Genomic DNA, 26,225 nt, shown 5'->3' with positions numbered 1-26,225 from the left:
GTGCCCACCGACGACGTTGTGGACTCAATCGACGTCCTGTCGCGTCGGTTGCCGAGCATATCGGTTTGGTCCGATCGATAGACTGCCGGTGAAATCTAATCTCACGTTTGAACGGAAATTTTCGTTTTTGTGCCTTACAAATCATTTTTCTTCGATTAGAGTTGCCCGTACTGGATTCATCTAGCCTTCATATGCATAAATATTAAACTTACCGGAAAATAAGCCAGTTGTACGAGAGTTACCAGTCGGGCAGAAGGTAGGTGTCGTCAGGAACCCGGGTAGCGCGCCCGCGCGTCGACCGAGCCATCACGACTCGCTGGTGTCGACAGCGGTTCGTCCTGTAGTATCTCGCGGACTCGACGCTCGCCTTCGGCCGGATCGTAGCCGATCTCCCTGAGGTGGGCGATCGGTGAGACGTTCGGGTTCCGCTCCCAGTGACACCAGATTTCGGTTTGGCCCGCGTTGGTCGGAAACAATCTGACGTGAAGCTGGTGTGAACCGAAGACGCCAGCCGGCCGGTAGACGTAGCTACCGACCTCGTGGACGGTTCGGTCCTCACGCTCGTAGCAGTGGAAGTAGGCCCTGACTAGCTGGTGAAAGCCGAACTCCGAGCGGAGCCGCGTTCGTGCGTCGGTCGGCGGCACGTCCCAGACGCCGACGTACTCGGGAGCCGGCGGTGGCAACACGCCGAACCGCCGAGGAACCAGCCAGTCCGGAACCGCCACGAGCGCCCGACTCACACAGAGTCGAAGCCGATAGAACGGCAGCCGGGAGGTCACTGCAACACCGAGACAGATCACCACGGCGAGTGCGAGCCACCGTCGACGGCTCATCTCGTCGGCGCGAGTGGCTGTTCGTAGCTGGCAAACGCTCGATCGTCTTCCCACAGCCGAACGCGAATCCGGTCGGGTGTCGAAACGGCAGTCTCGCCGACCAACTCCTCGCAGACGATCCGAGAGAAGTGTTCGACGCTCGGATTCAGCCCCTCGAACGCCGGCTGGTCGTTGAGCGTCGTCTCCTCGTACCGGCCGATCACGGTATCGATCGCCGCGTTGATCGCATCGATGTCGACCAGGTAGCCGTACTCGTCGAGTTGGTTGCCCTCGAACTCTACGACGGCTGTGAACTGGTGAGAGTGGAGCGTACCCTCCGGGCCGGGGTCCGGAACGGTGAGAAAATGCTGGGCGATGAACGGTCGACGAACCGAAACCGTGTACATACCTCTACAACGAGTCGTCGTAGCTAAAGAGTGTCCCCACCATGCCGTCGGTCCCGGCTTCCAGCGCCTCGTACGCCGCCGCTGCCTCCTCGATCGGATACTGGTCAGTGAGTAGCGAGCCGAGCGACAGCTCGTCGAGTAGGTCCCACGCGAGCGCCATCCGTCGACTCCGATCCCACCGTCCTCGAAGTGTGGGGTCGATCGTACTAACTTGGCTGCTCGAAAGCGAGATCCGACTCCGGTGGAACCGCCCGCCGAGGTCGAGTTCGGTCGGCTTGGTTCCGTACCACGAGCCGACGATAATCCGGCCGTCGTAGCCCGTCGTCGACACCGCCGCATCGAGCGCATCGGGATTTCCCGATAGCTCGTACGTCAGATCGGTTCCGTTCTCGGTGACCGCCGACGCGCTCGAATCGTCGCCTGGCAGCGTCAGTACGGTGTCGAGGTCGTCTGGCTCGACGCTCGCAGTGGCCCCCAGCCGACGTGAGAGATCCCGCCGGTGGTCGCTGTAGTCGACGGTCACCAGTTTCGAGAGCGGAAACCGGCCCAACAGGGCGGTCGTGGTGAGCCCGATCAGCCCCTGGCCGAAGACGGCCACCCGCTCGCCGACTTTCGGTGCGCCATCGAGCACGAGCGTGGCGGCCGTTTCGACGGTCGGTAGGAGCGTCGCCTGTGCGGTCGGGATCTCCTCAGGGACCACTGTGAGTTCGTCGACGGTCGCACAGAACTGACTTTCGTGCGGGTGAAACGCGAACACACGCCGATCGAGCCACTCGGGGTCGACCTCGTCGCCGACAGCCTCGACAACCCCAACTGCCGAATAGCCGTAGTTGAGTGGATACGAAAGCGAGCCCGAAAGCGCTTCGAGCGTCGTGTCAGTCGACATCTCGGCGGGTGCCTCGCCACTGTAAACCAGCAGTTCAGTGCCCGGGCTGATCGCCGAAGCCAGGGTTCGAACGCGGAGTTGGTCGGCTTCGGGCGCTGCAAGCGGCTCCTCGCGAACCTCGACCTCGCCGGGGTCGACGAAGTAGAGGGATCGTCGGCGAGTCATGCGTGTTAGTCGTCGCTCGTCGGAATCGGTGGCTGTGCGAACTCAACTGTCGTGCCGTCGTAGCGGCAGTCTTCAAGCGCGTGTTTGGCGGCCATTCCGGCCTCGTGGGCGCTCGCCCCGCGACCGATGCCGACTTTCAGGTCGACGCCCACATCTCGGTCGACGTGGTCAAGGGCGTCCTGATACGCCTCGGCCGACAGTGGCGGACAGACCGCGATGATGTTGTCGCCGCCGACGAAAAACGAGAGACCGCCGTGGGCCTTGCGGAGATACTCCATCAGCGAGGCGTAGCTCCGTTCGATGTGGATGAACGAGTCGAACTCGTTGAGCTGGTCGGTGTACTTGCCTGTCGCATCGTTGACGTCGAAGTGGGCGATGTGGACCGCTTCGCCGTCTGTGTCGGTCGTTTCGAGAAACTGACCAGCGAGCACTTCGGTCCGGTTTTTGTCCTGGGCGCTGCCGGCGTTCTGGAGCCGCTCGGTTGCCCCATCGAGCGCGGCCGCTGGCGTCTCTGCGACGTCGACGCCGAGACTGATCGTCACTGGATAGCGGTTGCCGATGCTCTCTTGGAGTGTGGCGTGCGCCTCGCGGTCGATGCCGTTGGTAACCGCGATCATATTATCGAATCGAGTGAAAAAAACGTAGCCGCCGCGGCCACCGATCCACTGGGCGATATCCGCGAACAGTCGCGATTGGAGCGTCTGGAGGTCCATCTCGCGTCGCGGCTCGGGCGTCACCGTCCAAGGCCCGTAGTTGTCGATCTGAACGAGCGTCAACTGAGTAATCGTCACGGTGTATCGACAATCGAGCGCCTACACATTGGGTCTTTCCGTTCGGGTGAATCATCTTCTGGCTGACATTCGACCAGCGGCACCAAATCGCGGGATTCAATTCGGTCTCGTACAACGTCTACACATGTCATACCGTGGAATTATTCTGGATGTCGACGGGACGGTCGTCCGGGGAAGTGACCCGATTCCGGGCGCTGCCGAGGGGTTAGCCGCCGTCGAGTCGGCGGGTCTCGACCGCGTGTTTCTGTCGAACAACCCCACGAAACCGCCGGCAGCCTACGAAGCCCGGTTCGCAAACGCTGGCTTCGATGTCGACGCCGAGGAGGTGGTGACCGCCGGAACGATCACGACGGAGTATTTAACCCGCGAGCATCGCGACGACGCGCTGTTCGTGATCGGCGACCCGGGCGTCGACGCGCAACTGGAGGCGGCGGAGCTACAACTCACCGACGACCCCACAGACGCCGACGTGCTGGTGGCCTCGATTGACCGCGAGTTCGGCTACGAGTCGCTGTCTCAGGCCATCATCGCGCTCGACCGACCGATCCCGTTCATCGGGACCGATCCGGATATGTTGATCCCTCAGGAAGGTCCCAACATCCCCGGCTCGGGCGCGATGATCCACGCCATCGAGGGCGTCACAGACCGGTCGGTCGACCTCGTCTGTGGCAAACCCTCAGCACTCGCTCGCCGAACGGTCGTCGATTCACTCGGGTTGCCAGCCGACGACTGTCTGGTCGTCGGCGATCGGCTCGACACCGACATCGCACTCGGTGAAGCCGCTGGGATGTCGACCGTGCTCGTCCGAACCGGGATCACCGACGACCAACGGCTGGCGAACTCCCCGATCACACCCGACTACGTCGTCGACTCGCTGGCCGAAATCGAGACGATTCTGGACGAGTGAGTAACCGACCCCATACCATGTGTGAGAGTGTCTGACAAAGATTTATACGTACTGGCGGTAAGCGATAGGTATGGAACCGAGTGACACACCGTACGTCTTCGGCGACGAACCGCCGCAGCCAGCCAGCCACGACCCCGAAGGACGGGATGTCGTCATTATCGATGGCGAGGCGATGACGTACCGGAGCTACCACCGAACTCACCAGTGATCGGTCGCTCCGTTTTTATCTAACAGGTACCGGCCGAGTGCGCACAGCGTCGACGTACTTATAAAAAAGCTCTTCGCGGAGCGTCTGCGGGTCGACGTTAGAACGCGCCGCCGTGGACGTCGATTTCGGCGTGGAGCGCCTCTTTGAGTGCGGCGTGAACGTGACAGATGCCCTCAGCGCGCTCGACGATAGCGTCGAACTCGTCGTCGTCGAGGTCGGCTTCGACGTGGATGGTAAAGCGGATCGCCGACAGGTCATCCTCGTCGTCGAGGTCGGCCTCGGCGTCGATCTGGATCGTCCCGAGATCGTCGAAGCCCTCCTTGTTGCCTCCGACGCGGAACGCGGGCAGGAAACAGGAGGCGTAGTCGGCCACGAGAACGGCGTTGGGGTTCGGACCCGTCTCGTCGGTGGCGTCAATCGAGAGTTCGAAGTCGCCGACCTGACTCGTGCTTGCGTAACCCTGTTCGCTTACTGTGGTGGTCTCAATATCAGTCATTGCGTCTCGGTCGACGCCTGCGAGCGTCCTAAACCTTGCTCACTCGCCGAGTCAAACTGAATATGAATCGTGTGCGTTCTACTCGAGAACGAACGTTTCGTCACCGTCGAGAACGTGGGTTTCGGCATCGCTCCCGGTTGCCTGCACCTCGCGCGTCCAGTCGTCGGGGTCGACGTCGATCGGTGGGAACGTGCCGTAATGCATCGGGAAGGCGTGTTCGACGTCGAGCCAGTCGACGGCGACGGCGGCCTGCCACGGTCCCATCGTGAAGTGGTCGCCGATCGGCACCGCGGCGGCGTCAGGCTCCAAGTAGGGGCCAATTACCTCGCGCATCTCGGTCATCAGGCTGGTGTCGCCCGCGTGGTAGAAGGTGGTCGACTCCTCGTCTGTTACTTGGGTTGGCTTGGTATCGCTGATGACGAACCCTGCGGGCATCCCGCCTTCGTACTCGTGTTCGGTATTGATCCCGTTGGTGTGATCAGCACGAACCATCGACACGAAGGCGTCGCCGCACTCGACGGTACCGCCGAGGTTCATACCAATGCCGCCGACCGCATCCTCGAATCCCATCTCGGCGTTCGCGTAGCCCACGATTTCGGGCGTCGCGACCAGTGTCGATTCGCTGAACTCGGGGGCGTGGGCGATGTGGTCGGCGTGGCCGTGGGTAAGGAGGACGTAGTCCGGCGTGTCGACATCGCTCGGATCGAGATCCGTCGCTGGATTGTCGAAAAACGGGTCGATCAGTAGGGTGGTGTCGTCGACGGCAACATGCCATGTCGAATGTCCGTGCCACGTGAGTTCGAACGTCATGGGCGAAACTACCGCCAGCAGCCACATAAAACTACACAAGCAAAATAGGGTGGCAAACGCTTTTTTACTCACTCCGAAACACTCTCTCTATGCACTATATTCGGTTCCGTGATCCGGCTGGCTCGATCCGCCGTGGCACCGTCGAAGACGGACGAATTCGGTTCGGCGCTCGCGAGTACGAAATGAACGACGTCGACGTGATTGCACCGACCCAGCCTTCGAAAATCGTCTGTGTCGGACTCAACTACGCCGACCACGCCGCCGAACGAGACTCCGAACTCCCCGAGCGGCCACTGTTGTTTTTCAAAACGCCGAACACGGTCGCCTCGCACGGCGATACGGTCACGCTGCCCGCAGGCGCCGAACGCGTCGACTGGGAGGCCGAACTCGCGGTCGTCATCGGCCAGCAGTGTCGAAACGTCCCAGAGAGCGAGGCGATGGACGTCGTCGAGGGTTACACCTGTTTCAACGACATCTCGAACCGCGACGATCAGGACCGCGAACAGAACTGGGTCCGCGGCAAAGCCTTCGACAACGCCGCCCCGATGGGGCCGGTGCTTGCGACACCCGACGAACTCGACGACGACGCCACGATCGAACTCCGAGTCAACAGTGAGACCAAACAGTCGTCGACGATCGACCAGTTCATCTTCTCGGTGCCCGCGCTGATCGCCGAGATTACGACCCATCTCACCCTGGAGGCTGGCGACGTGATCTCGACCGGCACGCCCGCCGGCGTCGGTCCACTGTCGGACGGCGATCACGTCGAAGTCGACATCGAGGGAATCGGCACGCTGGAACACGACGTTCGCGCACCCTCGGAGCACTGCGTGGACCGTAGTCAGTAGCTACTGGATGGTAGTCGACGACTACCCGGACGGTAGGTGGGCAGTAACCCTGTCTGGGTCGGTGTCGAATCGGTCGACTGTATGTTTCAGCTGTTTCAACTCTCATTCGGCCAACTCGTTCCCGAGGTTCTTCGGCCCTACGTTCCGTGGGCTGTAGGGCTGTGTGTTCTCCTTGTGGGCTGGTTCGGAGCGAAGCTTGTCGCGAAACTGATTCGGCCCCACTTTCTTAAGCAGGTCCCGCGTGTCAGTGTCGCGGAGACGCTTCTCGGTGTGTTTCGCGCGATCGTCATGGTGTTCGCCCTGTTCACGGTCGCCAACGTGTTCGGTTATCAACCCGAGAACGTGCTGTTGTCTGTCACAGTGCTGACCGCGGCGATCGCGTACATCATGGCACCTATCATCGGGAGCCTGATCAACGGCCTGTTCGTGATGGTCAACCGCCCCTACGAGGTCGGCGACATGATCGAACTCGTCGACACCGAGCAGCTGGGGTACGTTCGCGAGATCACACTCCGGTACACGAAGGTTCACACGCTCGAAAACACAACGCTCGTGATCCCGAACGACAGCATTCACCGCCGAGACGTCATCAACTACAGCGATAGCGACGAGCGCTCGTGGCTCTCGATCCAACTCACGATCACCTACGAAAGCGACCTCGAAACCGCACTCGAATCCCTCGAACGCGCTGGCCGACATATCGACGAGGTCGTCGACGGCGGCCCGTCGATCAGGATGGGCGGCAACCGATATCCCGCTGCGCCGACCGCGTTCGTCGACGGCTTGGGCGACCACGGAATCCGACTTGAACTCCGATTCTGGGTGTTCGAACCCTACTATCCGAAACGGGTTCGCTCGAAGGTCTACCGGGAGTTCTGGGCCGAACTCGCCGAAACGGATGTCTCGGTGGCCTACCCCCACACCCACCACGTATTCGACGAGACGAGCGGTCACGCGTCGGTCTCGCTGGATGGAACCGAGCCCCCCTGGACCACTCCTGAGCATCCCGGCCAGCGCCAGCAGTGACGAGCCCACGAACCACAAGTTTTACAATCTCATTTTCAGTAGACAAAGTACACTTTCATGACTCACACGAACGACACCGTTTCGAACAGACTCCGTATTGCCCGATCGACGCTCACGCCGGTTCAGGCTGCGACGCTCATCGCGTTCGCCGCCGCGATCACGTTCGCGCTTGTGCTCGTCCAAGAACCGATGGTCCACGACTCGCTGCACGACTTTCGCCACGCCGCCGGGGTCGCCTGCCACTGATCGATGATCTTCGAGTATCTCAAACGCGGCGTACTCGGCGGTGGCGTCGCGGGTATCGCCTATGGGCTGTATATGGCGGTCGTCGCAAACCCACTGACCGAGTCGATACACAACCTCGAAAGCGGCCACAGTCACGGTCACCACGCACAAGAGTCGGCTGGCGTCGTCACCGAGTCGACGACCGCGCTCGTCAGCATCGGTGGCGGCCTGCTGTGGGCGATCTTTCTCGGTGGCGTGTTCGGACTCGCGCTGTTCGTGTTTGAGCCGGCGATCCCCGGCACCGATGCGGTCAAACCCTACGTCGCAGCCGGTGTGGGGTTCGTTTCCGTTTCGGTAACGCCGTGGCTCGTTCTTCCACCGTCGACACCCCTCTCCGACCAGCTCTACACCGTCGACACTCGTCTAGCGATTTACGGTGGACTCGTTGTTGTCGGGATCGCCGTCTCGGCGGCAGCCATCGAGTTCTACCGACGAACCGCCCCAGGTACCCGACTCGTTGGACTCGCTGTCGGATCGGCCCCGCTCGTTGCCACCGCCATCCTCCTGCCAGCGCTCACGCCGACAGTTGTCTCGCATCCGGAGCTGTCGACCGATCTCGTCGTCGCGTACCAGGCGATGGTCGCCGCTGGGCAGGCGGGCATCTGGCTCGTGATTGCGGCAACGGTCAGCTGGCTCCAGCGACGTAATCAGTCAACACCCAACTTCTCCCGAACGGAGTCGACCGCAGAATCAGCATGAAACACCGGACTGACGAACATCGCGAGCGACTCGACGCCCATGTGCTGGTCTGTACGAACAGCCGGCAGTCGGAGTACGCCTGCTGTGCAGACGCTGGTGGCGACCAGACAGTGACCGCGGTCAAATCGTGGCTTCGTGACCGCGATGCCTTCTGGTCGACAGTGTCGGTGGCCGAAACCGGCTGTCTCGGTCTCTGTAGCGAGGGTGGAACCGCGATCTCGGTGCAACCCCACAACGAGTGGTTCTCCGATGTCCAGCCGAGTGACGTCCCGGCCCTGCTCGAATCCGTTTTCGGCCCAGATGCGGAACGCACCGACGTCGACTCGTATAAATAGTCGGTGGCTACCGTCCTGTTTTCGACCCACAACCGTCGAGTCGTCGACACAACGTGAGACCGCCCACAGCGACGTGTAATCACGCTTAAGGGCTGGCGTCTGCATCCCACGACTATGCAACCACGGGATCTCTCCGCGACCAGCCCGTACGTGCCGGGCCGTGGGATCGAGGAGGTCGCCCGCGACCTCGGACTCGACCCCGACGACCTCATCAAACTCTCGTCGAACGAAAACCCCCACGGCTCCAGCCCCAAGGCCGTCGACGCCGTCTGCGAGCGCGCCCGCGAGGGACTGCACGTGTATCCGAAGGCCGCCCACACGGACCTCACCGAGAAGCTGGCCCGAAAGTGGGACCTGGCCAGCGAGCAGGTGTGGCTCTCACCGGGAGCCGACGGTGCGATCGACTACCTTTCGCGAGCAATGCTCGATCCCGGCCAGTCGGTACTCGTCCCCGAACCGGGATTTTCTTACTATTCGATGAGTGCCCGTCACCATCACGGTGAGGTCTCGACCTACGGCCTTTCGAAGGACGATGACTTCGCCCAGACCGCCGACATCGTCCTCGAAGCCTACGACGGCGAGCGGATCGTCCATCTCACCTCACCGCACAACCCGACCGGCAGCGAGTGGGCTCGCGGAGAGATCACGACGCTACTCGAAGCAGTCGACGACCAGACGCTCGTCGTGGTCGACGAGGCCTATGGCGAGTACTCCGACCGACCGAGTAGCATCGGGTTGGTCGACGACTACGAGAACGTGGCGGTTCTCCGAACGTTCTCGAAGGCGTACGGCCTCGCCGGCCTTCGGATCGGTTACGGGGTTGTGCCCCGAGCGTGGGCCGATGCCTACGGCCGCGTCAACACCCCGTTTGCGGCCAACGAACTCGCCTGTCGGGCCGCACTCGCAGCCCTCGACGACGACGCACACGTCGACCAGTCGGTCGAGACCGCAGCGTGGGCACGCGACTACATCTACGAAAACCTCGATGCGCCGACCTTCGAGAGCGCCGGTAACTTCGTTCTTGCCGATGTTGGCGACGCAAGCCACGTCGCCGAGCGAAGCCAAGCCGAGGGCGTGATCATCCGTGATTGCAGTAGCTTCGGGCTTTCGGGCTGTGTTCGCATCTCCTGTGGCACCCGCGAGGAGACGAAGACCGCCGTCGAAACGATCAACAGAATTCTGGCCGAGGTGGCACCCACATGAGCGACCCATCGCGGATCGCTGTCACCGGCACGCCAGGAACCGGAAAAACGACCGCGACGGCATCGCTGGCTGACGACATCGTCGACCGCGTAATTCACCTCAACGACGAGATTAAAACCCACGGGTTGTGGACCGAACGGGACATCGATCGCGAGTCGTTGATAACCGACTTAGGGGCCGTGAAAACCCATCTTGGAGCGTGGGAGGGTATTCTCGAATCCCATCTCGCCCACCATTTCGACGCCGACCGTGTGATCGTGCTTCGATGTGCGCCCGATGTGCTCGAAACCCGGCTCTTGGATCGCGGTGACCCGCCCGAAAAGGCACGCGAGAACGCCGAAAGCGAGGCGCTCGATGTTGTCCTCTCGGAGGCCGTCGAACGGCACGGCACGGAGTTAGTCTACGAGATCGACACCACAGAGCGTAATCCCGAGGCCGTCGCTGAGGAGATCAGTGCAGTGATCAGCGGCGAGCGCTCACCGAGTGCTGGCGAGGTCGACTTCACGGAGTATCTCCTCGCATGACGCTCGACAAGTTCCGTCCGGTCGCCGAACGGATGCTGACGCCGTTCGTCACGGCTGCCGATAGTATTGGCCTCTCGCCCAACGGCGTAAGTGTGCTCTCGCTGGGCGTTGCGGCGGCCGCAGCAGTCGCGTTCCTGATCGGCGAGCCACAGTGGTACGCCGTGGGGGGACTCCTCGTCCTCCTAAATGGGTGGCTGGATCTGGTCGACGGCGCGCTCGCCCGAAAGCAGGGAGTCGCATCGGACGGCGGCGACCTCTTGGATCACGTGATCGACCGCTATGCCGACCTTATCATTATCGGTGGGTTGGCCGCGGGCGTCGACAGCTTCGCGCTCGGCTTTGTGGCCGTTACAGGTGTGCTCATGACCTCGTATTTGGGGACACAGATCCAGGCGGTCGGGTTAGGCCGAGCCTACGGGGGGCTCGTCGGGCGGGCCGACCGACTGGTGCTGATAACGCTCGTTGGGCTCGTCGCGGCTGTCTACACGGCTCCGGTAGTCGGTGACTACGGCGTGATCGAACTCCTGCTCGTCTTCTTTGCGGTGATCGGACACCTGACTGCGTTCCAGCGCTTTTGGGGCGCGTGGTCGGATCTCGACTGAGTGGGCCTGGCCGACGGCGTATGGTTTATACCGGGTCGAACGTTACCGGTGAGTATGCCCCAATGTGAGATGTGTGGTGCCACCGAAACGTCACTCACCACCACCAAAGTCGAGGGTGCGGAACTGGAACTCTGTGCGAACTGCACGGGGTTCGGGACGGAAGTCAAAACCCAGCAGTCCACTGGCAGTACCAGCAAGTACTCCACCTCATCGAGCAGTGGCACCTCGAACGCGGGGACATCGAGCGGATCGACCAGCTCGGGTGGATCGACCCGCCGCAAGAAGGACATGTTCGACGACATGGAGGAGTTAGCCACCGACTACGACGACCGCATCCGACAGGGCCGCGAATCGGCCGGGCTAACCCAAGAGGAGCTCGCAAACGACCTCAACGAGAAAGCCAGCCTCATTCGAAAGCTCGAACGCGGCGACATCCTCCCGAGCGATGACGTCCAGACCAAACTCGAGCGCAAACTCGATATTACCCTGACCGAGGGAACCGATGTCGACAACACCGAGTGGTCCAGCGGTTCGGGCCAGTCGATGACGCTCGGCGATGTTGTCGAGCGAAAAGACTGAGTTTCGCATTGGATAGGTTGTTGGTTGGTAGCTGCTATCATAGTCGGACCATCGTTCGTTGCCTGAAAGCTGAACCTATTTGTCGGCGGCGACACGTTATCCAGTATGTTCATCTTAGTGAACCTCAAGGCGTATCCGTGTGATCCAATCGCTGTTGCGACTGCCGCAAAGGAAGTCGCCGACGAGTCGGGCGTTCGTATCGCAGTCTCGCCACAAGCCTCACAGATCGCCGCGGTTGCTGATACTGGCGTCGAAACCTGGGCCCAACACGTGTCACCGAACGCCTACGGGAGCTTCACGGGGAGCACGCTCGCTGAGGCTGCCGCCGACGCTGGCGCAGTCGGGACGCTTATCAACCACTCCGAGAACCGCCGTAAACTCGCCGACATCGACGCCTCGGTACGCGCCGCCGAGCGCGCGGGCCTCGAAACCTGTGTCTGTGCGAACAATCCCCGACAGACCGCAGCCGCCGCCGCGCTCGGTCCGGATTCGGTCGCCGTTGAGCCGCCGGAACTCATCGGCGGCGACGTCTCGGTTGCAACGGGCGACCCCGAGATCGTCACCGACGCCGTTTCGGCTGCCGCCGCCGTCGACGAGTCGGTCGACGTCTACTGTGGAGCCGGTGTGTCGACCGGTGACGACGTCACTGCGGCTGGCGAACTCGGTGCAGAGGGTATCCTGCTGGCCAGCGGCGTTGCCAAAGCCGACGATCCGAAAGAAGCGCTCGAAGACCTCGTCTCGGGGATCTAAGCGGAGTCGTTACTCGGAGTTGAAATCGAACTGAAACGCTGGGCTTTCGGTGTTATCGTTTTCGGTAGGTTCCGGCACTGATTCTCGGAAGCTCGCCTCGATAGACGTGACCATCGACGCGACCTCATCGTCGTCGAGCCCGTAGGCGTAGGCTTCGCGGATTAGTTCGGGCACCGCGTAGGCATAGCGACCGCGACCGACGTGACGGATCAGTTGTGCTTGTCTGAGCGGACGGTTTCGACTGTATGCGAGCTGTTGGTCGTCGTCGCCACCAGCAGCGCGGTGGGCGGTGAGTGGCTCACTGGTCGTCTCCTGTTGGTAGTGACGCAGCATGCCGACCGACACCGGTGGGAGTTCGGAAATCCGTTCTCGAAGCTCTTCGACGACCGCATCTCGCGTGCCGAGTTCGACCGCTTCGGCGAACTGCATTGCCTCTTCGGCGATATCCGAACGCGTGACTGTTCCGAACTCGTCGACTCGCTGGCTGGCTGCGCGCTTGCGTTCGGCGGCGTTCGGACCAGTCACCTGGTCGGGATCGACCGGCGACGGATCGATCGGTGTCGACTCAGCAGATTGCGAACCGAACGGTGAACCGAGTGCCGCAGAGGGATCGGTCGGGATCTCCGCCGACTTCTCGGGTTGTGGTGACGAGTTGGTCGACTCGTCTGTCTGGGCAGATACGGTTGTCGGCTCCGATTCTACCGACTCCGATTCAGTGTCCCCGGTTTCCGGGTCGGGGTGGGCTGGTATCTCGATCCGTTCGGGACCGTCGGTTGATGGCGCAGTCGACGTCGAAGGATCCTGCGAGTCTCGACTCGGTTCGGCTTCTGCAATCAACGGATCGAACGCTGGCTCTCGTTGAGCATCGTGGTCTGTCGACTCGGCTTGGTCACGCTCGTAGTCGTCGAGTTCGGCCTGGTCGACGGGTCGGTTCAGATTTCGGCCTGAGCCACCGCGATACGGAGCCTCGGATTTCTGCAGGAGTGCTTGGGCGAACTGGTCGGCCATCCGACTCAGGTCTTGGGCCTCTTCGAGTTCGCGTTGGAGCCGGCGTATTTCGGCGTTCTTCGTGTCGATTTCCTGACGGAGGTCGGCCATCTCGCTCTCGCGGCGTTCTTTTTCGTCGGATATCTCTGTGAGTTCCGAGACGAGGTTTCCACTGACCGATTTGAGCTCCGGCCGCTCGAAGTCTTCGAGCCCGGGCGTCGCTCCAGCGTCGAACGTACGCTTGCGGTGAAACTGGACCCGTTGGATCGCGTCGGCCCAGTCGGCAACGAGAAAGCCTTCGCCGTCGGCCAACTCCTCGACGGCATCGGCGTACTCGCTGCCGAGGATGCGGCCGACGACTTTGGTATCATTGCGCCAGGTCAGTCGGTGCCAGACGAGCCAGTCACACTGCGTAATGAAGTCCTTTTTGACGTCGGCGGGGCGCTGGCTGATGCCGACGATGCCGAGACCGTGTTTTCGGCCGCGCTTGCCGATCTTGATCAGCATCTTGCCCGCCTCGCCCATTCCGCTCTGTTCGGGAATGTACTCGTGGCACTCCTCGATAACGACGAGGAAGGGCTTTTTCAGCTTCTTTTCTTTGGCGAACAGATGTCGGGTCGTCTCCAAGACGAGTTGGTCGGCGTCGTCCTCGTCGAGATACCCCGACACATCGAGGATGATGGGGATGTTCTCTTCGAGCGCGAGCGAGGCGATCTTCTCGGCGTGATCGGCGGTCACTTGAATGTCGCACTCGTCGTCCGCACCCACGTGGAGCACCTCGTACTCCTCTTTGAGCCCGTAGTACTCGCCGTCGCTGTCGACGATCAGGACGGGAAAGTTGTTGTCCAAGAGGTTTTCGAGGATGACCGAGACGGTGTTCGACTTGCCGCTGCCACTCTTGCCTGTCACGAAGCCTCGGCCGGTCAGAATGTCGACGACCGGGAGGTCGACCGGGGTTCCGGCGTCGATCTCGTCGGTGCCGCCGGGGCCCGCACTGACGTCCGCGACGGTGATTCGTTCTTCGTCACTCATTCAGTTTGGTAGATACTGTGAGTGGGGGCCACATAGTTCCTCCTGTCGAATACTATCGCGAGAGTCGACTGTACGCGCGGCCGTCCAGCCTGAAGCGCAAAACCTGTTACCTGTCTTGCGGTCGACCGTCGCCTATGGCCGACCGACCGAGCGCCACGGCAGTGCCCCGTACCGATGTGTCGATGCACCAATCGGCCAACTGGATTGTTGGCATCTCGCTGGTCGGACTGTTCAGCGACGCGGTGACGACGGTATTTATACTGGCAAGCAACGGGTTTTCCGAACTCAACCCGGTGATCGGAGCGCTGTGGGTGGTTCATCCGGTGGCAGTTCCGGCGTACTTCGCCGGAGTTTTCGGATTCGTCGTGACGCTCCGGTGGCTTCGACTCGACTGGGTGTCGACGGTGGTTGCAGTCTACGTCACCGTCGTGATCGGGGTCTTCGGTGGGCTCAACAACCTCGATCTCATCGCGTTTGGCGGCCCCTCGCTGTTGGAGCGCCTCTCGAATACACTGGCCGTTTCGCCGTCTACACTGACGGTAGTAATCATTCCGAGCATCGGGATCGTAACCGCTGTTGTCGTTGTGCAAGTGCTCGTCGGCCTGAACCAGTGATCGATTCGATTCCACGGACTGACGGTATTACTTCGTAGAATCCTGTTCAGGGTTGAGGTTCTCATCCAGTTCCGGGTCGTGGTTGTGCTTCAACTGGCAGGTGAATCGATCAGTAACCAGATCTGTTGGACACGCGGGGAATTCACACGAGTACCCACGAACTCCACCGAACAGGGCTGACCGTCGAACAAATGGACAACATCGAGGACGAGTTCACCCAACGTTCGAGTACGTCGGTAACCACCACGTTAGCTCGGACGGCTGCTGTGATTGATAAAAATGAGAAGGTAGGTTTTCTACGGTTTGTGATGGTACGTCTATCACATGCCGACAGTCTACGTCACCGCTCCGCGCTCGGTCGCCACAGAGCTCGCAAACACGCTCGTCGACGAACGGCTTGCCGCCTGTGTGAACGCCATCGACTGTCAGTCGACTTACCGCTGGGAGGGCGATGTCCACACCGACGACGAAACGATTCTCTTGATCAAAACGACCGTCGAGAGCTACGATCGACTCGAAACGCGAATCGAGGAACTCCATCCCTACGAAGTGCCCTGTATCGAACGGTTCGACCAAGCGGCCATCGCCGAAGCCTTCGGCACGTGGATCGACGAATCGGTCGAATGACGTTGGGAGAGCCACTCAGTCGACTCACACACTGACGCTCCGGAGAATCACAAGTCGTTTGAGAGATCTGTTAAAATATCTGATAATAGTTCCCTCTGCTGAAATCCTCCGGCAATTCGTCCGCTCACCGAGAGCGTTTTTCGCCGAGCGACCGCCTGCCGAGACGGCTGGGTCCGCTTTCGGGCTGGTCGTGTTGTTCAGTATTTGTCCGACTCTCGGGTAGGTCCTTCTCGGATCGGTCCTCGCGGGAGCGGTCGACGCGACGATCACGATGGATAACCCTGTCCGGCCACCTGAGTTCGCCTGTGAACAGTCTGTAGACGACACTGAGTCGCCGTTCGGTGAGAACTGTGACGAACCTAAGACGGTCGACCGCGACGTCGGTGAACTCTTTCAGGAAGCGATTCTGACTGTTACCGACGCCGACCTCCCGTGGCCCACAGCCGCCGTCGTCGTGGCCGTTCCACTCGGACTGTTCGTTTTGCTGAGTCAGATCACGTAACTGGTGATTACTCGAATTCCCCGAGCGACGACTGGCCCTCACGGTTGTGAGACTCCGTGTCAGCGTCGGCTGTAGACGACTCACCGTTTTCGAGCCAGTCGGTGATCCGGCTCCCGCCGTCGACGAGTTCGGCCGACTCGACTGATTTCGTGATCGTACTACCATCGCCGGCCGACTCGAAGCCATCCAGCCGGGCTTGATCCTGTGTGCCGAACGCGAGGTTCGAAACACGAACGCCGAGTTTTCGGACACGGTCGTCGTTGAACTCCCCGAGCAGGTCGAGCGCGAGCGATTCGACCAACTCGGGTTCGTCGACCGGTCCAGAGAGCGACGACGCCCGTGTGTTGACGTCGAACGGCGGCGTGACGACTTTGATTCCGATAGTGCGGTACATCGCCCCGCGGCTCTGGGCGCGGGCAGCCACATCGGCCGCAAGGGTGCGTACTTTCTCGCGTTTGGCTTCCATATTGTCGGTTGGTTCGGTGAACGCCGACTCCCGCGAGAGGCTCTTGGGTCGACCGCGCGGCTCTACCTCGCGGTCGTCCTCGCCACGGGCGCGGTCGTGGAGTTCGCGGCCTCGCTGGCCGAACTCGTCGACTAGCGGTCCGGGGTCGGCCGTCGCGAGTCCGCCGGCCGTCTCGATACCCATCTCCCGGAGTTTTCGTGCAGTTACGGGGCCAACACCGTGGAGTTCGTCGACCGTGAGTGGATCGAGGAACGACCGTATTTCGTCGGGCCGAACCACAGTGAGTCCGTTTGGTTTGTCGAAGTCACTGGCGAGTTTGGCAGTCGACATATTGGGTGCAACGCCGACGCTCGCCGGGACGCCAACTTCGCGGCTGATCTGCTGTTTGACGTGGCGGCCGTACCCCTCGGCGATCGTCCGGTCGCCCCCAGCGACGAGCCCCCAACTCGTGCGGTCGGTAACGTCTAAATAGGCCTCGTCGATGCTGACCTCGCGGACAGTCTCTGCGTGCGAGTGGAGAATCTCCTTCACGTCGCTCGCGACCTTCTTATAAAAGTCGAGGTCGACCGTTCGATAGTGGCCCACCGGGCCGTCGTACTCTTCGTCGACGTCCTCGGCTCGGGGGAGTACGTCAAGCGCCTGGCCGATCGCCTGGGCGCTCTCGACACCGTGTTCGCGAGCCTCGTAGCTGGCGGTTGCCACTGCACCGTGGCCCTCGCCGGGTTCGTAGCCCATCCCGACGACGAGCGGTTTGCCCTCTAACTGGGGCTCGCGCAGCCGCTCACAGGAGGCATAAAAGCAGTCCATGTCGACGTGGAGGATAATTCGGTCCTCAGTGTCGACATCGGCTCCCGGCAACTGCGGGCCATCCATGGTCAGTGTTGGGAGTCAGAAAGTATGACTGTTCGCCATCCGCACAGTGAAACTGAAATCCAGTGACCGTCGGCGGCTATCGCTCAGACGGATGATAAATGAAAGAATCGAGGTGAAGTCGACCTTACAGGTCGGCTTCGAAGTCGTCGAGCGCGTAGACCGTCCCTGCGTTGCGGCGGTCGAGCGTCTCGTTGGCAAGTAGCCAGTAGACGACCGACAGCGCGCGTCGACCCTTGTTGTTCGTCGGGATGACGAGGTCGACGTTGCTGACTTGGTTGTTCGAGTCACACATCGCGATGACTGGAATGCCGACCGTGATCGCCTCTTTGACCGCCTGGGCGTCGCCGATCGGGTCAGTGACGACCACGACGTCGGGCTCGATGTAACCCGCATAGTCGGGGTTCGTCAGCGTGCCGGGGATAAAGCGGCCGGTGCGAGCGCGTGCGCCGATCACGTCGGCGAACTTCTCGGCCGGGAATCGGCCGTACTGCCGCGAGGAGGTGACGAGAATCTGCTCAGGATCGTAGCCCGCCAGGAAATCAGCCGCTATTCGAATACGGCTGTCGGTCTGGCTTACATCTAGAACGTAGAGACCATCGTCACGGACACGGTGGATGAACCGCTCCATGTCTTTGGTCTTCTGCTGGGTCCCGATGTGGACACCCGCGCCGAGGTAGTCCTCGACGGGAATGAGGAGATCGACCTCCTCGTCGGGCATCACGTCGTCGTCGAACGGCGAAGCCGATTCTTCTTCGGCTTCTTGGTCGTCGACGGCGTCGGCTTCCGTACCCTCGTCAGATTCTTCTGCCTCGGTGGTCTCCGCTTCGGGAGCCTCGTCGGCGGCCGGTTCCGCGCCCTCCTCGGAGTCGACGTCGGGCTCTGCGCCGGCTCCCTCTGCGGGAGCCTCCTCGTCGATCTCCTCGGCGGCGGTCTCTAGTGCGTCGTTGTCGTTGTCGCTCATACTGCGTCTTCCGCGATTCTGATCAGTTCGTTCAGCTTAGCGGTTCGCTCGCCCGCAACCGTCCCGGTCTTGATGTAGCCAGCGTTGGTTGCGACCGCGAGGTGTGCAATCGTCGTGTCTTCGGTTTCGCCCGAGCGGTGCGAGATGATCGTCTCGTAGCCGTTGCGAACCGCCAGCTCGATCGCGTCGACAGTGTCGGACAGCGAACCGATCTGGTTGGGTTTGATGAGAATGCTGTTGGCCGCGTCCTGGTCGATCCCATCCTGCAGCCGCGAGACGTTGGTCACGAACAGGTCGTCACCACAGATGAGCGTCTGGTCGCCGACCTGCTCGGTCAGTTCCGCAAACGCCTCGTAGTCGTTCTCATCGAGTGGGTCCTCGACGTACGCGAGGTCGTACTCCTCGACGAGCTCGGCGATGTACTCGATCTGCTCGTCGGTCGACTTCTCGCCGTCGCTGTACTGGTAGGCGCCGTCTTCGTACATCTCTGAGGCGGCCACGTCGAGACCGAATTGGATCTCGAAGCCGACCTCCTCGGAGACGCGCGAAACAGCCTCGTCCATGATCTCGAAGGCCTCGGCATCGGAGACTGGCGGTGCCCATGCACCCTCGTCGCCTTTGCCTGCGCCGATTCCTCGCTCATCGAGGATGTCGCCGGCCGCGCCGTGGACCTTCGCGTTGGCGAAGACGGCCTCGGAGACGCTCGGTGCGCCCACGGGGGCGGCGAGGAACTCCTGGATATCGGTGGCGTCTTTGGCGTGTTCGCCGCCGCCGATCACGTTACCGAGCGGGATGGGGAAGTTGTCGCCGCGGAACGCGCCGCCGAGGTGCTGGTAGAGCGGAGCCCCCAACACGTCGGCAGCGGCCTTTGCGGCGGCCATCGAGATGGCGACCGCGCTGTTTGCGCCAATCTCTGAGAAGTTCTCTGTGCCGTCTGCGGCACGCAGCGCGCCGTCGACCGCGCGCTGGTCGCCCGCGTACACGGTGTCGACCAGTCGGGGGACGGCGTGTTCTCTCGCGTTGGCGATTGCCTCCTTCGGTGGGAGTTCGATCGCCTCGTACTCGCCGGTCGACGCACCCGAGGGCGCGGCTGCGCGGCCGAAGCCGCCGGATTCGGTGAGTACGTCAGCTTCAACCGTGGGGTTACCACGGGAGTCGAGCACACGTCGTAGGGCTACTGAGCTAATTTGTGTCATTGTGTATCACGTTTGACTGTAAACGGCAACACGCCCGCGTCGTACTCCTCTGCGGCAATGAGGATAGGTTCGCTCTGGGCGGTTTCGACGAGGACGGGCGCGCCGTAGGATACTTGCAGCGCTCGTGCGCCGAGAATACGGGCTTTCTCGTAGCGGTTGTACTGGCCTCTCATTGGTAGGGGGCAACAACGTCGACGAGATCAGTGTGCGAGACAATCATCCGACGACAGCAGTGGCGCGTGACGCCGAGGTCGTCGAGCACTTCGGCTGGATCTTCGCCACTCTTCGAGCGTTCGTCGAACGCCTCGTAGTGTTCACCGATGACGTTGCCACAGGTGAAACACCGGACTGGGATCATCATAGTTGGGTCACCTCAGCGGTAGGACTTCTGGTAGCGCGCACGCGCACCAGGACCTCCCCATTTTTTCGGTTCGGACTGGCGAACGTCGTTGACCAGCAGCGAGCGGTCGAACTGCATGTATGCTTCACGCAGTTCCGCATCATTAAGATGCTGGACAAGTCCACGCGCCAGCGCCGTCCGGACGGCATCTGCCTGGCCGCTGAAGCCGCCACCGTTGACGGCGACATCGATGTCGACGCTGTCGCGGAGGTCGTCGCCCGCGATGCGGAACGGTTCGAGCATCTTGAGCCGTGCCATCTCCGGTTCGACCAGCTCGACTGGCTGGGAGTTGATACGGATGCGACCTTCGCCTTCGCGCACCGTGGCGCGGGCGACGGCCGTCTTCTTTTTGCCTGATGTGTTGGTTACCATGTGACGTTCGCTCCCAGTTTCTTCGAAATCTCGCCAAGCGAGATGAACTTGATGTTCGAGAGTCGGTCCAGCGAGGTTCCCTCGAGGATTTCGCCATCCTCGTCGTACGGGTTGCCGACGTAGACGCGAACGTTCTCGAAGGCCTCGCGGCCGTGTTTCTTTTTGTACGGAATCATCCCGCGAATCGCGCGTTTGAAGATCCGGTCCGGACGCTTGGGGTAGTACGGACCCCGGTCGGAGCCGATCTCGGCGCGTTTCTGGTAGGTCGCAAGCGTGTCTTCCTTGTTGCCGGTAATGACGGCGTGTTCGGCGTTGACGACCGCAACACGCTGTCCGGCGAGTGCCTGCTGGGCGACCTCGCTGGCGACACGGCCGAGAATACAGTCTCGGGCATCGACGACGATGTCGACTTCGAACTCGGCGGCGCTCATCGGACCACCCGTACGTTCGTTCCCTCGGGGTTCTCTTCGAGAACTGATTCGAGGCTCACCGCATCGCCGACCTGCCCGATCTTCGTTTGGGCTGTCGACGAGAAGTCGACGGCGGCGACGGTGACGTTCGTTTCAAGCACACCACTGCCCAGAACCTTTCCGGGCACAACGACGGTCTCATCGTCACGGGCGTACCGTTCGATGCGACCGAGGTTGACTTCTGCGTGAGTGCGCCGTGGCTTTTCGAGACGGTCGGCGATGTCCTGCCAGACTGTGGCGTTGGAGTCGCCTGCGGCCGTCTTCAGCTCGGCGATGAGACTCTGAAGTCTCGGATTCGTCTTACTGCTCATAATAATGCTCCTGATAGAAAACGGAGTGCAGGGAGCAGGATTTGAACCTGCGGACCCCTATGGGACAGCGCCCTGAACGCTGCGCCGTTGGCCAGACTTGGCTATCCCTGCTCGCACTCCGGTGTAGCCCACACCACCTCTTACCACTTTCGATCCCACCACACCGTCGGCCTGTCATCAGGTGACGGCGTCGACCGCCCTGTGCTGTGAGCGAGACACGCGTCTCACTGACAGTGCGGGCGGCCAGTTGGATCGGTTGTGGGTGGGTCATGTGGATCGGGTCCTGTTAGGCTGTGACTGCGTCGTGTAGTTCGTCCGCGCGGGCACCGAGCGATTCGGCGGCGCGAAGCACCAGTTCCTCGACCGAAAACGAGCCGTCGGTCTCTACGTGGAACACGTAGGCACCAGGCACGTCCATGATTTCGAGCTCTTTGCCGGGATACCGGTTGGTGAGATCGTTATCGAACTCGTCGGTGAGCACGATCTCGCCGTCTTCGGTCTCGATGACTCCTCGAAGAATCTGGGGATCCTGCTCGTCGAACTCGCCGATGTCGTCAGCGACGGTCACCGACTGCAGGTGCCGGAAGCCGACCGACACACCGCCTTGGTGTTTGGCGTGGCTCTTACCGTGGTCCAACACGGCGTCGGCCTCGAACTCCAGGCGTTGACCCTCTTTGAGTTCGATGATCGGCACGTTCTGGTCGGCGGGTTGGACCAACTCGTCAGCGGATTCGATATCCCCCGAGTAGGCAGTGTCCGGCCCCTCGACATCGAGTGCGACCGTCACCGTCTCGCCGATTTCGAAATCGTCCAGCGGCGTGGTCAACGGGATGAGCCCGAGTCGGAGGGCGATCATCTCGTCGAACATCACCGAGGTGTTCTCGACGAACCGGACGGTGTCGATCGAGAACGTCGGCACGTCGGCAACCATCGCACGACGGATGCCGTTTGCGAGCGCCGGTGTCAGTCCACGAACGAGGAAGCGAGCGGCGCGCTCGTCGGCTTCGATGAACTCAACGTCGAATTCAGGTGCCATTGGTCGGTTAGACTCGCTTGTTCTTCGGTGCTCGTGTGCCGTCGTGTGGAATCGGCGTCACGTCTTCGATACGACCGATTTCGATGCCCGCACGCGCTAGCGCACGGATCGTCGCCTGCGCACCGGGGCCAGGCGATTTGTTGTCGTTTCCGCCGGGGCCACGAACGCGAATGTGAAGCCCGCCAATGCCGGCGGCCTTGACCTGTTCGGCGACGACTTCGGCCATCTGCATTGCTGCGTACGGCGATGCCTCGTCTCGGTTCTGTTTCACCACGGTCCCACCGGAGGATTTGACGATTGTCTCAGCGCCAGTCATGTCGGTGATTGTGATGAGCGTGTTGTTGAACGACGAAAACACGTGGGCGATTCCCCACTTGTCGTCTTGTGATTCACTCATAATTGCTTACTCCTGGGCCTCCGCCCGTGCTGGATGGAGGTCGTCGGCGATCGGACTCCGTTCGTCGTAGGAGACCGCGCCCTCTTGGCCCGCCTCGATCTTTCGCGAGGGTGCCTTCGCGCGGGCACCATCGACCGTGATGTGGCCGTGGGTGATGAACTGCCGCGCCTGCTGTGGCGTGCTGGCGAGTCCTTTGCGGTAGACGACTGTCTGGAGTCGGCGTTCGAGAATGTCGGTTTCGTCGAGCGAGAGCACGTCGCTGATCGTGTCGTTCTCGTCGAGAATCCCGTAGCGTCGGAGCTTCGTGAGAAACGCTTCGCCAGCGACTTCGGCGGCCTCGACGTCACCCTGCGACTCGCCGATGAGTCGACGGGCTTCGCGTCGGATCGACCGAAGCTCGGACTGGGCGCGCCAGAGCTCTTCTTTGTTCTTCAACCCGTAACGACCGAGCAGACTGCTCTCGTTGGCGATCCGCTCGCCCTGGTAAGGGTGGTTCGGCGTCTCGTAGCCTTTGGTGTTTTTGCCGGTCGTCATTCGTCGTCACCTGCGGCCTCTTCGGCCTGTTCCTGTTTGATCCGCTCGACGTTGACACCGATCGTCCCCTCGGTTCGACCCGTGGACTTGGTGCGCTGGCCGCGGACCTTCTGTCCGCGCATGTGCCGAACGCCCTTGTAGGAGTTGATCATCTGCATCCGGTTGATGTCCTGTCGGCGTTGTTGCTCGAGATCGTTTCCGACGATGTGGCTGTCCGAACCGGTGTAAAAGTCGTGTTGCCGGTTGAGCATCCACTCTGGAATGTGATCTTCGAGATTTTCGACGACGTCGACGACGGCGTCGATCTCTTCCTCGGCAAGCAGACCGAACGTCGCGGTTCGGTCTACGCCGGACGCGTCCGACACGATGCGTGCGGTCCGCTGTCCGATGCCTTTCATGTCTGTGAGACTGCGCTCGACACTCTTCGTTCCGTCAAGATCGGTCTGGCCGATCCGAACGAAGTAGCGGAGGTTCTCTTCTTCCTCCTCTGTCAAGCCGTCTTCTGGTTCTTCTGCACTCATAGCTAGTGTTCAGTTGAGCGAGCGTTGCGGCGGGGATTCGAACCCCGGAGGCAGTGACGCCACAGAGTTAGCAACCCTGCGCCTTGGGCCAGGCTTGGCTACCGCAACACGCGGTTTTGTATTGTCGCCCTCATGGACTCGGGACACAGTGCCCCTACAGTACTACAGTCCAACGAACTCGTGTCCACCACTTAAACATCACGAACCGCACTCGGGGTGTCGACGCCTGACACAGCCGTCAGGTTCGAATCTTCGGCAACATGCGGAGATAGATGCCACGCTCACAGCAATCAAGCATAAACGCGGCCAGATCGCCGTAGGAGACGCTTCCGATACCGAGTTTGATGTCACCCGTTTTGTACTGCCGAGTCGTCTCACCGTCGGTCAGTCGAAAAACACGGATCACGGTCCAGTTGAGATCTCGGCCAGTCACCTCGTCGACGTGAGCAATGGCGTAGGCGGTGACCGTCGGTCGACGCAGTCGTGACAACGTGACGGCAATCGATTCGACGACCCCCCGCCGTTCGCCGTCGCGTCGGACGGCGGCCGGAGCCACCGTCAGATATCGCGAACAACCGACCGACTCCATCGCGTCGAGAATGTTTCGTCCAGAAACAGTAACAAAGTCGGCTGGAGCCGAGGGCCAGTGCTGGAGAACGTTACAGACGACGGTCGGCACATCAAGCGCCGAGTCGACGTTCGTACCGTCATACACGTCGACTTCGACCGTCTCGACCGAGTCACGAAACGCTTGGTCTGGCGCAGTCGGCTGGACGACGGCGGTCACGTCGTGACCTCGCTTGACTGCCTGCTCAACCAGCTGTTGGCCGAGCGCTCGGCTTGCGCCAAAGACGGTCAACTTCACAGAACTATCTCGTCTCGTCTACGCATAAGTAGGCGGAACATACAACGTACCCGAAGCGATATAGGGTCGTTCTACCCGTCGAAATCCTCGTGTTCGATCGCCGTCTCACTCACGCACCGATATACTCCTCGTTGAGTTCCCACTCGCCGTTGGCGTTTTCGACGAGGTACTCGCCGTAGTAGGGCACACGGGCGTCGACGACCGCCCGAAACGCCTCGCGGATCTCCGCGCGGCTCATTTCGCCCATCGACCGCAGATCGTCGTTCCGGTTCAGACAGCCTTTGAGATAGCCTTCGTGCGTCACGCGCACGCGATGGCAGTTGCCACAGAACGTCGGATTCTCGACGGGGTCGACGATCTCGACCATTCCACACCCCGAGTCCTGATCCTCGCGTTCGGCGTCGGAGTCGGTGCTACTCACCCAGTAGCGCCGCCGGTTGTGCATCTCGCGGTGTTCGATTCGGTCGGAAATCTCGGCCAGCCAGTCGTGAACGCGCTGGATGTCGATGTTCCACTCCGGTCGACCGGTCAACTCCGGCATGTACTCGATGAGTTGGAGCTGGAGGCCCTCGCGGGTGGCGACGTGTTCGACCATTCCCTCAACGTAGCCTGCGGTCTGCTCGAACACAACCATATTTAGTTTTACGGGGGCTAACCCGGCGTCGAGCGCCGCGTCGACGCCGTCGAGCACCGACTCGTAGGCCCCCGATTTCGTGATCGCCGCGAACGCTTCGGGGTCGAGCGCATCCTGTGAAACGTTCACGCGCGCGAGCCCTGCCTCGTTGAGTGCCTCGGCACGACCGCGAAGGAAGGTTCCGTTGGTCGTCAGCGAGACCTCCATCGAGTCGGGTGTGCGGCGGATGATCTCTTCGAGATCGGCCCGGAGCATCGGCTCGCCACCGGTGAATTTGACCTTTCTGATACCGAACTCCTCGACAACCTCCAGAAAGCGGACTACCTCGTCGGCAGTCATCTCGTCGTCGGCTGGTTCCATCGGCCCGCGGGTGTCGCCGAGCCCCTCGTTGTGACAGTAGACACAGTCGAAGTTACAGCGGTCGGTCAACGAGATCCGGACCCCGGTCACCTCCCGTCCAAACTCGTCTGCGAGTGGCTCGCTCATGTACATCTATGGGCGCCACGCCAACTTAAATCAGCAGGCTTTTTCGTGAGTATTGAAACGAATATGCGTTTCGCACTCCGAGAGATGTTCGAACAAACAGTCTCAATCAGCCGTTCTGAAAAGGGGGTTATGCTCTTCGATAGAGCCCAACGAGTAGCAACGAGATGTAACCGAACGCGGCCAACACACCACCGATCGACCCCCAGATCAGGATCGTGAACATCGTTGAGCCGACGGCCATCAGTCCGACACCTCCCCGGCTGCTGGTGGCTCGTCGACCGTCGACTCGTCGAACGAGCGGATCCGTGTCGTCAACGAATCGAACTCGAAGGTCGCGGAGCCAACTGTCACCGCGACTGCGGTCACGACAACCGAAACAGCAGTTGCTCCGACGAACGCCGGAAGAAACGCTGGCTCCGGCAATACCGACTCGATTCCGGGGATGAGCGTCACGATTCCCCGAAGCATCGGGAAGTAGGCAGAGTGGTCTGCGCTATGTTTGAATCTACGGAGCGCGTATAGGCGCTAATGAAGGCTTCTCGTCGGACCAAGTTGGTGAAACATCTGTCGGAAAAAGAGCTTGATGACGCGATCAATGAAGCACAAAA

At 61.3% G+C, this 26,225-nt stretch carries 37 protein-coding genes, 2 tRNA genes and 1 pseudogene; 15 read left to right on the top strand and 25 right to left on the bottom strand.

Features of this window, described 5'->3' with window-relative positions; all coding sequences use genetic code 11:
• Positions 1-266 precede the first annotated feature (266 nt).
• The 4 genes from O2S87_RS05645 to O2S87_RS05630 are packed head-to-tail and all read right to left on the bottom strand — an operon-like array spanning position 267 to position 3,061.
• Entirely contained in the window at positions 267-833 is a 567-nt protein-coding gene (locus O2S87_RS05645; protein ID WP_475407823.1) for a hypothetical protein, read from the bottom strand.
• Positions 830-1,219: a 6-pyruvoyl trahydropterin synthase family protein gene (locus O2S87_RS05640; RefSeq protein ID WP_475407822.1), complete on the bottom strand. Its 390-nt coding sequence runs from the start codon at positions 1,217-1,219 to the stop codon at positions 830-832. Before O2S87_RS05640 ends, O2S87_RS05645 begins: the two co-directional genes overlap by 4 nt.
• A 4-nt stretch (positions 1,220-1,223) precedes the next feature.
• A complete protein-coding gene (locus tag O2S87_RS05635) occupies positions 1,224-2,270 on the bottom strand; it encodes a zinc-dependent alcohol dehydrogenase (protein WP_475407821.1) in 1,047 nt (348 codons plus the stop codon).
• A 5-nt stretch (positions 2,271-2,275) separates the two neighbouring features.
• Positions 2,276-3,061, bottom strand: a complete 786-nt coding sequence (locus O2S87_RS05630) for a GTP cyclohydrolase III (protein ID WP_475407820.1) — start codon at positions 3,059-3,061, stop codon at positions 2,276-2,278.
• 124 nt (positions 3,062-3,185) lie between these two features.
• Here O2S87_RS05630 and O2S87_RS05625 point away from each other — a divergent pair, with 124 nt between their 5' ends.
• A complete protein-coding gene (locus O2S87_RS05625) occupies positions 3,186-3,968 on the top strand; it encodes an HAD-IIA family hydrolase (protein WP_475407819.1) in 783 nt (260 codons plus the stop codon).
• A 70-nt stretch (positions 3,969-4,038) separates the two neighbouring features.
• On the top strand, positions 4,039-4,176 hold the full coding sequence (locus tag O2S87_RS05620; RefSeq protein ID WP_475407818.1) for a hypothetical protein: 138 nt from the start codon (positions 4,039-4,041) through the stop codon (positions 4,174-4,176).
• 97 nt (positions 4,177-4,273) lie between these two features.
• Here the strand turns inward: O2S87_RS05620 and O2S87_RS05615 are convergent, their stop codons facing one another.
• Both O2S87_RS05615 and O2S87_RS05610 read right to left on the bottom strand, forming a co-directional pair.
• Entirely contained in the window at positions 4,274-4,672 is a 399-nt protein-coding gene (locus O2S87_RS05615) for an OsmC family protein (RefSeq protein WP_475407817.1), read from the bottom strand.
• Between the two features lie 78 nt (positions 4,673-4,750).
• Positions 4,751-5,482, bottom strand: a complete 732-nt coding sequence (locus O2S87_RS05610) for a metal-dependent hydrolase (protein ID WP_475407816.1) — start codon at positions 5,480-5,482, stop codon at positions 4,751-4,753.
• An 89-nt stretch (positions 5,483-5,571) separates the two neighbouring features.
• On the opposite strand from O2S87_RS05610, the gene O2S87_RS05605 reads away from it, so the two are divergent.
• The 8 genes from O2S87_RS05605 to O2S87_RS05570 all read left to right on the top strand — a co-directional run bounded on the left by O2S87_RS05605 (position 5,572) and on the right by O2S87_RS05570 (position 11,004).
• A complete protein-coding gene (locus tag O2S87_RS05605) occupies positions 5,572-6,330 on the top strand; it encodes a fumarylacetoacetate hydrolase family protein (RefSeq protein ID WP_475407815.1) in 759 nt (252 codons plus the stop codon).
• 36 nt (positions 6,331-6,366) lie between these two features.
• Positions 6,367-7,356, top strand: a complete 990-nt coding sequence (locus O2S87_RS05600) for a mechanosensitive ion channel family protein (RefSeq protein WP_475407814.1) — start codon at positions 6,367-6,369, stop codon at positions 7,354-7,356.
• Between the two features lie 57 nt (positions 7,357-7,413).
• Complete coding sequence (locus O2S87_RS05595; RefSeq protein ID WP_475407813.1) at positions 7,414-7,602, top strand: CbtB domain-containing protein; 189 nt, start codon at positions 7,414-7,416, stop codon at positions 7,600-7,602.
• Between the two features lie 3 nt (positions 7,603-7,605).
• Positions 7,606-8,340: a CbtA family protein gene (locus tag O2S87_RS05590; RefSeq protein WP_475407812.1), complete on the top strand. Its 735-nt coding sequence runs from the start codon at positions 7,606-7,608 to the stop codon at positions 8,338-8,340.
• On the top strand, positions 8,337-8,675 hold the full coding sequence (locus O2S87_RS05585; protein WP_475407811.1) for a (2Fe-2S) ferredoxin domain-containing protein: 339 nt from the start codon (positions 8,337-8,339) through the stop codon (positions 8,673-8,675). The genes O2S87_RS05590 and O2S87_RS05585 overlap by 4 nt, the downstream gene beginning before the upstream one ends.
• A gap of 114 nt (positions 8,676-8,789) precedes the next feature.
• The gene (hisC, locus tag O2S87_RS05580) at positions 8,790-9,878 is read left to right on the top strand and encodes a histidinol-phosphate transaminase (protein WP_475407810.1); all 1,089 of its coding nucleotides are present in this window, start codon (positions 8,790-8,792) and stop codon (positions 9,876-9,878) included.
• Positions 9,875-10,402, top strand: a complete 528-nt coding sequence (locus O2S87_RS05575; RefSeq protein WP_475407809.1) for an adenylate kinase family protein — start codon at positions 9,875-9,877, stop codon at positions 10,400-10,402. Before hisC ends, O2S87_RS05575 begins: the two co-directional genes overlap by 4 nt.
• On the top strand, positions 10,399-11,004 hold the full coding sequence (locus tag O2S87_RS05570; RefSeq protein ID WP_475407808.1) for a CDP-alcohol phosphatidyltransferase family protein: 606 nt from the start codon (positions 10,399-10,401) through the stop codon (positions 11,002-11,004). The genes O2S87_RS05575 and O2S87_RS05570 overlap by 4 nt, the downstream gene beginning before the upstream one ends.
• Here O2S87_RS05570 and O2S87_RS05565 read toward each other — a convergent pair.
• Complete coding sequence (locus tag O2S87_RS05565; RefSeq protein WP_475407862.1) at positions 10,908-11,210, bottom strand: DUF8138 family protein; 303 nt, start codon at positions 11,208-11,210, stop codon at positions 10,908-10,910. The genes O2S87_RS05570 and O2S87_RS05565 overlap by 97 nt on opposite strands.
• Here O2S87_RS05565 and O2S87_RS05560 point away from each other — a divergent pair.
• Positions 11,107-11,583: pseudogene (locus tag O2S87_RS05560) on the top strand (multiprotein bridging factor aMBF1); the annotation flags it as partial. The gene O2S87_RS05565 and the pseudogene O2S87_RS05560 sit on opposite strands and share 104 nt — an antisense overlap.
• Before the next feature lie 105 nt (positions 11,584-11,688).
• On the top strand, positions 11,689-12,333 hold the full coding sequence (tpiA, locus tag O2S87_RS05555) for a triose-phosphate isomerase (RefSeq protein WP_475407807.1): 645 nt from the start codon (positions 11,689-11,691) through the stop codon (positions 12,331-12,333).
• Between the two features lie 9 nt (positions 12,334-12,342).
• On the opposite strand, the gene O2S87_RS05550 is transcribed toward tpiA, so the two are convergent.
• Entirely contained in the window at positions 12,343-14,352 is a 2,010-nt protein-coding gene (locus O2S87_RS05550; RefSeq protein WP_475407806.1) for a helicase HerA domain-containing protein, read from the bottom strand.
• 134 nt (positions 14,353-14,486) lie between these two features.
• Between O2S87_RS05550 and O2S87_RS05545 the strand changes: the two genes are divergently transcribed.
• From O2S87_RS05545 to O2S87_RS05535, 3 genes are all read left to right on the top strand, one after another.
• Positions 14,487-14,966, top strand: a complete 480-nt coding sequence (locus tag O2S87_RS05545) for a hypothetical protein (RefSeq protein ID WP_475407805.1) — start codon at positions 14,487-14,489, stop codon at positions 14,964-14,966.
• Between the two features lie 324 nt (positions 14,967-15,290).
• Entirely contained in the window at positions 15,291-15,593 is a 303-nt protein-coding gene (gene cutA / locus O2S87_RS05540; RefSeq protein ID WP_475407804.1) for a divalent-cation tolerance protein CutA, read from the top strand.
• A 271-nt stretch (positions 15,594-15,864) separates the two neighbouring features.
• Positions 15,865-16,095, top strand: a complete 231-nt coding sequence (locus tag O2S87_RS05535; protein WP_475407803.1) for a hypothetical protein — start codon at positions 15,865-15,867, stop codon at positions 16,093-16,095.
• Between the two features lie 7 nt (positions 16,096-16,102).
• Here O2S87_RS05535 and dinB read toward each other — a convergent pair whose 3' ends face one another.
• From dinB to O2S87_RS05450, 17 genes are all read right to left on the bottom strand, one after another.
• A complete protein-coding gene (dinB, locus tag O2S87_RS05530) occupies positions 16,103-17,434 on the bottom strand; it encodes a DNA polymerase IV (protein ID WP_475407802.1) in 1,332 nt (443 codons plus the stop codon).
• Positions 17,435-17,558: 124 nt separating this feature from the next.
• Positions 17,559-18,395, bottom strand: a complete 837-nt coding sequence (gene rpsB, locus O2S87_RS05525; RefSeq protein WP_475407801.1) for a 30S ribosomal protein S2 — start codon at positions 18,393-18,395, stop codon at positions 17,559-17,561.
• Positions 18,392-19,591, bottom strand: a complete 1,200-nt coding sequence (eno, locus tag O2S87_RS05520) for a phosphopyruvate hydratase (RefSeq protein ID WP_475407800.1) — start codon at positions 19,589-19,591, stop codon at positions 18,392-18,394. The genes rpsB and eno overlap by 4 nt, the downstream gene beginning before the upstream one ends.
• Positions 19,588-19,764 (bottom strand): DNA-directed RNA polymerase subunit K, encoded by a 177-nt coding sequence (locus O2S87_RS05515; RefSeq protein WP_475407799.1) that lies wholly within the window; start codon positions 19,762-19,764, stop codon positions 19,588-19,590. The genes eno and O2S87_RS05515 overlap by 4 nt, the downstream gene beginning before the upstream one ends.
• Positions 19,761-19,952 carry a DNA-directed RNA polymerase subunit N gene (locus O2S87_RS05510; RefSeq protein WP_475407798.1) on the bottom strand — a complete coding sequence of 64 codons (192 nt, stop codon included), beginning with the start codon at positions 19,950-19,952 and terminating at the stop codon, positions 19,761-19,763. The genes O2S87_RS05515 and O2S87_RS05510 overlap by 4 nt, the downstream gene beginning before the upstream one ends.
• Before the next feature lie 12 nt (positions 19,953-19,964).
• On the bottom strand, positions 19,965-20,363 hold the full coding sequence (locus O2S87_RS05505) for a 30S ribosomal protein S9 (protein WP_475407797.1): 399 nt from the start codon (positions 20,361-20,363) through the stop codon (positions 19,965-19,967).
• Positions 20,357-20,794: a 50S ribosomal protein L13 gene (locus tag O2S87_RS05500; protein WP_475407796.1), complete on the bottom strand. Its 438-nt coding sequence runs from the start codon at positions 20,792-20,794 to the stop codon at positions 20,357-20,359. The genes O2S87_RS05505 and O2S87_RS05500 overlap by 7 nt, the downstream gene beginning before the upstream one ends.
• A complete protein-coding gene (locus O2S87_RS05495; RefSeq protein ID WP_475407795.1) occupies positions 20,791-21,144 on the bottom strand; it encodes a 50S ribosomal protein L18e in 354 nt (117 codons plus the stop codon). The genes O2S87_RS05500 and O2S87_RS05495 overlap by 4 nt, the downstream gene beginning before the upstream one ends.
• Positions 21,145-21,170: 26 nt before the next feature.
• A tRNA-Leu gene (locus O2S87_RS05490) sits at positions 21,171-21,255 on the bottom strand.
• 175 nt (positions 21,256-21,430) lie between these two features.
• On the bottom strand, positions 21,431-22,180 hold the full coding sequence (locus O2S87_RS05485) for a DNA-directed RNA polymerase subunit D (protein WP_475407794.1): 750 nt from the start codon (positions 22,178-22,180) through the stop codon (positions 21,431-21,433).
• Positions 22,181-22,187: 7 nt separating this feature from the next.
• The gene (locus tag O2S87_RS05480) at positions 22,188-22,577 is read right to left on the bottom strand and encodes a 30S ribosomal protein S11 (RefSeq protein ID WP_475407793.1); all 390 of its coding nucleotides are present in this window, start codon (positions 22,575-22,577) and stop codon (positions 22,188-22,190) included.
• A gap of 6 nt (positions 22,578-22,583) precedes the next feature.
• Entirely contained in the window at positions 22,584-23,111 is a 528-nt protein-coding gene (locus O2S87_RS05475) for a 30S ribosomal protein S4 (protein WP_475407792.1), read from the bottom strand.
• Positions 23,108-23,632, bottom strand: a complete 525-nt coding sequence (locus O2S87_RS05470; RefSeq protein WP_475407791.1) for a 30S ribosomal protein S13 — start codon at positions 23,630-23,632, stop codon at positions 23,108-23,110. The genes O2S87_RS05475 and O2S87_RS05470 overlap by 4 nt, the downstream gene beginning before the upstream one ends.
• Before the next feature lie 22 nt (positions 23,633-23,654).
• A tRNA-Ser gene (locus tag O2S87_RS05465) sits at positions 23,655-23,740 on the bottom strand.
• Between the two features lie 130 nt (positions 23,741-23,870).
• Positions 23,871-24,497: an NAD(P)-dependent oxidoreductase gene (locus O2S87_RS05460; protein WP_475407790.1), complete on the bottom strand. Its 627-nt coding sequence runs from the start codon at positions 24,495-24,497 to the stop codon at positions 23,871-23,873.
• 109 nt (positions 24,498-24,606) lie between these two features.
• A complete protein-coding gene (moaA, locus tag O2S87_RS05455; protein WP_475407789.1) occupies positions 24,607-25,617 on the bottom strand; it encodes a GTP 3',8-cyclase MoaA in 1,011 nt (336 codons plus the stop codon).
• 240 nt (positions 25,618-25,857) lie between these two features.
• Entirely contained in the window at positions 25,858-26,085 is a 228-nt protein-coding gene (locus O2S87_RS05450) for a hypothetical protein (protein WP_475407788.1), read from the bottom strand.
• Between the last annotated feature and the right edge of the window lie 140 nt (positions 26,086-26,225).

The sequence above is a fragment of the Halohasta sp. A2 genome (genome assembly GCF_056175805.1).
This window is presented reverse-complemented; position numbering and strand designations above follow the sequence as displayed.